Origin of the sequence: Haloarcula vallismortis ATCC 29715 (assembly GCF_000337775.1) — an archaeon.
Lineage (GTDB): Archaea > Halobacteriota > Halobacteria > Halobacteriales > Haloarculaceae > Haloarcula > Haloarcula vallismortis.
In genome coordinates this window covers 1-6,369 of sequence record NZ_AOLQ01000048.1, presented here as the reverse complement: position 1 = coordinate 6,369, position 6,369 = coordinate 1, and the positions used below count along the sequence as shown (strand labels likewise).

Genomic DNA, 6,369 nt, shown 5'->3' with positions numbered 1-6,369 from the left:
GGTCGTGTCCCCCAGAAGAGGGCAAATCGTAGCCCCACTGTCAGGGTACGGCTTTGATACCGGCGGGCGCTGATTCGGCGTGTGCTGAACCAGCCGTTAATTGTCTTATCCGCTTACCGGGCGTTGTGACATTATTCGACGCAACGACACTCAATGAGTTGTCGGTAGACAATCGAGTTGGTCTCGCACCGATGACACGGGTGAGTGCCACAGAGGACGGCCGTGCGACAGCAGAAATGGCACAGTACTATCAGCGGTTCGCCGAAGGTGGGTTTTCGTTTCTCATTACAGAGGGAACGTATCCCGACGACGCATACAGCCAGGGCTACCTGAACCAGCCCGGGCTGGTAACGGACGCGCAGGCGGCGGCCTGGCAACAGGTTACCGAGGCAGTCCACGACGCCGGGGTCCCGATTTTCGCCCAGCTGATGCATGCCGGCGCGCAGAGTCAGGGGAACCCGCATGTCGACGGGGAACAGACAATCGCCCCATCAGCGGTGCAACTGGACGGAGAAAAGGCCGAAGCCTACGGCGGGAGCGGTGACTTCCCGACGCCCAAAGCCGCCACGGTCGATGACCTCGACGACATCCGTGACGCATTCGTCGACTCGGCTGAAAACGCCATCGAAGCGGGATTCGACGGTGTCGAGATACACGGTGCAAACGGGTATCTGCTTCACGAGTTCCTCTCGGCCGAGTTCAACCAGCGCAATGACGAGTACGGCGGCGAACCCGCAAATCGAGTTCGCTATCCGCGTGCGGTTGTCGCAGCGGTCGACGAGGCCACACCTGCTGATTTTGTTGTCGGCATCCGGGTCTCACAGTCGACCATTCTTGACCCGGAACATCGGTGGCCCGAGGGTGAGGACGCCGCAGCGGTGTTCTTTGACGAACTGTCGTCGGCCGGTGCCGATTATATCCACGTTACCGAACCTGATGCGACCACGCCGGCGTTTGGCGACGACGGACCGACGCTGGCCGAGGCCGCGGCCGAGTACGCCGCGGATGAGACGGTTATCATCGACAACGGCGGGCTTGGCACGCCTGGTGCGGCCCGCGAGAAGGTTGATGCCGGTGCCGACTTGGTAACGCTGGCGACGAGTGCACTTGCCAATCCGGATTGGCCTGAAAAAGTCTCAGCGGGTGAAGAACTGACGGCATTCGATCCTGCCGAGTTCCTCGCGCCGTCCGCAGAACTCTCGGAGCATGAACTGCAGACAAGCGGTGCCTCGGCCGACGACTGACAGTTCAGACACAGACGCAAACGCCGATCCGAACCCCGATTCGGCGAGTGAGTTAGATCGCAGACGAGCGACCCCGTCGGCACCTGCGACCCGCTACTCGTGGTCCGACGGCCCAATATTTCAAGTATCTAAAAAATGGGAATGACTAACTAAGCCCGCAGAGATGTGAGAAATACGAATGCCAGATCCAGTCATTGCGTCGGTCGGTGCCTCGCCACTCGGCCGCACAGATCTCCCGGGCCGCGACCTCTTTTCGGTCGCGCTTGCGGAGGCGTTCGACGACCTGCCCGACCCTGCCGATATCGTCGAAGCAGTGTACGTCGGCAACCAGTCGGAAACCTACGAACATCAGATTATGCAGGGGACGCTGCTGGCCGAGTGGGCCGGCCTCCGTCACGTCCCCGCCGAGCGGGTCGAAGGGTGTGCTGCCGCAGGGGCGCTCGCGCTACGACACGCGGTCAAGGATGTCCGTAACGGCGAACACGAAGCAGTTCTCGCCTGTGGCGTCGAGAAGATGACCGCCGGGGGCACCAGCGGCGCGACGGACGCGCTGTCGGCGGCGTTCGACCGCGCTATCGAGCAGCGGTCCGGCGTCACTGCACCCAGTCAGTACGCCCTGCTCGGCCAGCGCTACCTCCACGAAACCGACGCCACGGAACGGGACCTCGCCGAGATCGCAGTGAAAAACCATGCTAACGCCGCTCGTAATCCTCGGGCGCAGTTCCCGAAGGAGATTGACGTGGCGACCGTACTGGAATCAGATCCAGTCGCTCCACCGCTGAAGCTCTACGACTGTGCGCCGGTCGGAGACGGGGCCGCCGCCGTCCTCGTGACGACTGCCGAATTGGCAGCAGACCTCAACCGGCCGCAGGTGCGTGTCGCGGGCAGCGGGGCCTCCGCGAACAACATCGCGGTCGCCGAGCGGGATATGACCGACATCGCGGGCGCGCGCGTGGCCGCCGAGACAGCTTACGAGGAGGCGGGTATCGACGCTACTGCTGTCGACATTGCGGAGGTTCACGACGCGTTCACCGTCTGCGAGGCACTCCTCGCGGAAGCTGCCGGCTTCGCGCCCGCAGGTTCGGGCTATCAGAGCTACCTGCCGCCGGCAGAGCGGGCTGACGGCTGGACGGACGTGCAGTTGAGTCCGAGCGGCGGGCTGAAGGCTCGTGGCCACCCCATCGGTGCGACTGGTCTCTTGCAGGCGCTTGAAGCCTACGAACAGCTCACTGGAGCCGCGGGCGACCGGGCAGTCGAGGGGGCTGAGACGGCCCTGTTGCTCAACGAAGGTGGCGTCGGGGACGCCGTCACCGTCAGTCACGTGCTCACAACGGCGGAGGCACCATGAGTGACGACGCCCTCGACGCGACCAACCCGCGGACACTGCCGGGGTTCTTCGACGCCCTCGCGGACGGCGAACTCTTGGGTGGGGTCTGTACAGACTGTGGCCAGGTCCTGTTGCCGCCGCGGCCGGCCTGCTACGCCTGCGGCAGCCGCGGTGTCGACGTCGAACCGCAGTTCCCCGAGGGCGAGGTGTTCTCGTACACGGCTGTTCACACGCCGCCACCGGCGTTCGCTGCAGATGCTCCGTACACGGTCGCCGTCGTGGAACTCACGGACGGCGGCCGCCTCCTCGGGCGCGTGGCCGCGGACTACGACGATGTGGCCATCGGTGACCCGGTCGAACTGACGGTGCGCGAGCCGACGGCTACAGAGCGAGAGGTCGCGCTCGACTACGAGACTGACTGGCCGGTCCACGTCTTCGAGTTACGATGAGGGACAGACCCAACAGACGACGCCGGGACAGTGGTGGCCACCGCAGCCACCTCTACTGGATACCTGACCAGTGACTGGTGTAAGGCCATTGTAGCGACGGGGTCCATAACCACGATGTATGAGCTATCGTCCCGGCGGAATCTTCTCCATCTCAGAAATGCCGAACCGATCCCGGTCGATCACCAGGTCGAAATTGACCCGTCCCTTAGCATCGGTTTCACGCCAGAACTCCGGGAATTTCGAGACAGTAAGCGTTCGCCGTTGTTGCAGTCCTTCGCCAAACCATCCGAAGTCGAGAACAGCTTCGAAGGACCGTTCAAGCAACCCCTGCCGTTGTGCATTAATGAGATCGGTGTCCCCAGCAGCGATGAGCACACTGTTTGACTCGGCGATAAGATAACAGATGGTTTGGGCGATAAAGTACAGATCGCCTGGCTCGAACTATCCCGACCCTCCTACCCCCAACACGGACCATTCCGCTGATATGCATGGCAGAGTCGGGAGATTATCGAACGTACCAGTGTAGGCACCGCTAGAAACATCGATACTGTGGCAGGAGGGCTGGTATCCTAGATGGATTAGATCATGGTATCTGATAACGCGGGTCCACAAAGTCTATTTACCAGGCGTCTATCAGATTGTGATGGGTTCTGGTCCCCGCTTCGATTCCCCCTGATTGCTGGTCGTCTGGTAGGGTTTCTCGGGTTCGGAACCCAGCCGTGCCTCTGACATTGCAAAATGGTGGGCTACAAATTGCCCATTGTGGGCCACCATTCCCTCCAAACGTGCGGTCGAGGCTCTGCTGTACTGCTCCGATTCTGTCGTATTGTTGTACCGTTGGACTCCGCCGGAAAGAGTGGGGCGACCACAGGGTCTCGTGAGCGCCTCTATACGACACTAGAGCAGCTATGTGCCAGCGCCGGTCAGCGTATATGTGTTGGTGCAACCGTCGAGGCTGTTATCGGTCCTGTCCTCTGCTATCGACTCTGTAGCGGATTCTTGTGTGGCCAGCACGCCCGCCCCTAATCTGTAAGATCAAACAGGGTTGTCAGTGCCCGCTCTGTCCGTGTCTAGAATCCTAGAACAGAGGAAACAAGCCATAGACCCCCCTCTTTCACTGTGAGCATCAGAAGCCGACTAATGTTGCCGCTGCGGACGTTGTCGGGTTCGTGAGACTAATTGTCCCACACACTGTGTTCTGCTGGATCTAGCCCAGCGGTGATTATATCATGACGGTCCGACAGCGTTGGTGAACAACAACTCAAAAGTGGACGAACAAGATGTTGGAACACAGTGCCACTTCTCCGTTGTTTCTACACAGACCTACCACACCATCTTAGTGGGCAGACATCTGTGAAACCACGTTAATACAGTAGACGCCACCGACAATGAGGCCGATTCCGAAGAGGCCTGCCAGATCAACTGGCTCATCAAAAACAACGACTCCGATACCTGCCACACCGATGATCCCTAATGCCGCCCACGTCGCATACACGACACCAATCGGTAATTCCTCTAATGTCAGGGATAGTAGATAGAACGCCGCCCCATATCCGAGCGCAACACCGATACTGGGCATCGGTTGTGAAAACCCGTCCGAGAGTTTGAGCGCAGTTGTCCCGAATAATTCTGAGAGTATTGCACCACCAAGCAGTACGTACGGATGCATATCGTTAGCTCCCGAAGCCGCCGATATACGGCTATTGAAACAAAGCAGCACTTACAATTTGTTTGAAGGAACAGTGACAGGTATGGCGGAACTGAGCGAGCTTGGACTCTCAAGTTATGAGGAGAAGGCCTATCGAACGCTTCTCGTGACGGGAGCAGTAACGGCAGCCGAACTCTCTGCAACCAGTGGGGTCCCAAAAGGGCGTATCTACGACGTGCTAAACGGCCTTGAAGCCCGCAAGCTGATTTGGAGACAGTCGAACGACCCAAATCGGTACGCAGCTGTACAGCCAGAAACCGTCGTCGACAGGCTTCTGACTGAACGAGCGTATGAACTGAAACACGAGTGGGATCGGTACTGCGAGAAAGCAAACACAGTCCGTTCGAACCTTTTGCCGACACCACCAACAGAGAGTAGTTTCTGGCTTGGATCGCTCGGGAGTGATGAAATGAGTACAGCCCTCCAACAGCATATGCGGACCGCGGAAAACGTCGTTAAAGCAGCTGTCGGGCCTCCCTACGAGGAGGCGACGTGGGAGACACTCCAATCTGAAGTGGAAGGCTTTTTTGAGGGTACTACTGCGGATTTATCTGTCGCCCTCCTATTCAGTGAAAAAGCGGTCACCCTACTCCCTGATCGATTCCCGCATCTAATTGAAAACCAGCCAGCGGACATAACTGTCAAAACGACTCCTGAGATCGCGCTCTCGTTCGATATAGTGGATAATGTAGAGACAACAATCGATATTCCGCATCCAGTCTCTGGTAACGACCGGGTCGGTGTGATTGGAATCAAAGATTCGCAAGTCGTCTCCAAGTTTGACCAGTACTTCCAACGACTGTGGAACAATGCTGTTCCTCTTCTTGAGTGAGACGGTGGTGATGGACGGACAACGTGATGCGGTCTAATTGACTCACATTGATATCGCCTCTGTGTGTTGCGGAGAGCAGCCCCAGCTTCTCTCAACCGCGGCAAGAATGTCTTGGAGCGCCCTGCTTGGGTGTACGGTATCCTGATTGATATTATCCTCAACCACCCTCGCGTCCTGTAACTTTGGAGGTGTACGTGGTGAAGTTCGATACCTCAATGTTCCACAGAGTCGCTTTCACCTGGTTGCAATGAATCCACCCTCGAAGTTGCCGCGTAAGTTGGCCGACAGTTGTCCTGTCGGGTGCGTTAGCTACCCGGGGACTGATCTGTCGTCGCTCTGGTTAGTCAGTAGCTACAGTGCTGTCCGGTGAACAACCGCTGTTCCGAGATCGTGACGGCCGCAACAATTGGTGTATCCCCCACTCAACTCCGGGACCCGTCGCGATACTGCTGAACGTCGATTAACTCTGGTAACAAGCGACCGTAGTTGAGATAGCAGTGGCAAATGAAGGGGTAAGTAATCTGTTCAGGAAAGAGCTCGACTATCGGACCCTGACAATGCCGAACAGACCGTCTTGAACTAGTTATCATAGCTCGCAGCAGCAGAACGGTGTGTGTACGCCACGCATGTCCTGTGTGAGGTCTGAACACGGCGGCCTCGAGACCGTCTATTTATATACCTCCCTCCCATCGGATGTAATGCGAAGGTCGCGCCGGGAAGCGCTCCCGGAACGACACCCCAACGCTGCCAACTTGGTGGCTTGGGTCACTCGCTTAGAACGCGAGGCCACCGAGGCTTCGTGTTCGTGT

At 58.5% G+C, this 6,369-nt stretch carries 6 protein-coding genes; 4 read left to right on the top strand and 2 right to left on the bottom strand.

The features are described 5' to 3' along the window. Positions 1 to 125 precede the first annotated feature (125 nt). The 3 genes from C437_RS12135 to C437_RS12125 all read left to right on the top strand — a co-directional run bounded on the left by C437_RS12135 (position 126) and on the right by C437_RS12125 (position 3,020). On the top strand, positions 126 to 1,244 hold the full coding sequence (locus tag C437_RS12135) for an oxidoreductase (RefSeq protein WP_049919764.1): 1,119 nt from the start codon (positions 126 to 128) through the stop codon (positions 1,242 to 1,244). A gap of 178 nt (positions 1,245 to 1,422) precedes the next feature. Beyond that, positions 1,423 to 2,592: a thiolase C-terminal domain-containing protein gene (locus tag C437_RS12130; RefSeq protein WP_004517254.1), complete on the top strand. Its 1,170-nt coding sequence runs from the start codon at positions 1,423 to 1,425 to the stop codon at positions 2,590 to 2,592. After that, positions 2,589 to 3,020 carry a Zn-ribbon domain-containing OB-fold protein gene (locus tag C437_RS12125; protein WP_004517253.1) on the top strand — a complete coding sequence of 144 codons (432 nt, stop codon included), beginning with the start codon at positions 2,589 to 2,591 and terminating at the stop codon, positions 3,018 to 3,020. The genes C437_RS12130 and C437_RS12125 overlap by 4 nt, the downstream gene beginning before the upstream one ends. Before the next feature lie 123 nt (positions 3,021 to 3,143). Here C437_RS12125 and C437_RS12120 read toward each other — a convergent pair whose 3' ends face one another. Continuing rightward, complete coding sequence (locus tag C437_RS12120) at positions 3,144 to 3,395, bottom strand: hypothetical protein (protein ID WP_004517252.1); 252 nt, start codon at positions 3,393 to 3,395, stop codon at positions 3,144 to 3,146. A gap of 961 nt (positions 3,396 to 4,356) precedes the next feature. Beyond that, a complete protein-coding gene (locus C437_RS12115) occupies positions 4,357 to 4,689 on the bottom strand; it encodes a DMT family transporter (protein ID WP_049919763.1) in 333 nt (110 codons plus the stop codon). An 82-nt stretch (positions 4,690 to 4,771) separates the two neighbouring features. On the opposite strand from C437_RS12115, the gene C437_RS12110 reads away from it, so the two are divergent. Beyond that, on the top strand, positions 4,772 to 5,560 hold the full coding sequence (locus tag C437_RS12110) for a TrmB family transcriptional regulator (RefSeq protein WP_004517250.1): 789 nt from the start codon (positions 4,772 to 4,774) through the stop codon (positions 5,558 to 5,560). Positions 5,561 to 6,369 lie beyond the last annotated feature (809 nt).

Bases quoted from the DNA above. Each gene is read 5' to 3' on its own strand.
- C437_RS12115 (WP_049919763.1), bottom strand. From the start codon at position 4,689: ATGCATCCGTACGTACTGCTTGGTGGTGCAATACTCTCAGAATTATTC.
- C437_RS12125 (WP_004517253.1), top strand. From the start codon at position 2,589: ATGAGTGACGACGCCCTCGACGCGACCAACCCGCGGACACTGCCGGGG.
- C437_RS12110 (WP_004517250.1), top strand. From the start codon at position 4,772: ATGGCGGAACTGAGCGAGCTTGGACTCTCAAGTTATGAGGAGAAGGCC.
- C437_RS12130 (WP_004517254.1), top strand. From the start codon at position 1,423: ATGCCAGATCCAGTCATTGCGTCGGTCGGTGCCTCGCCACTCGGCCGC.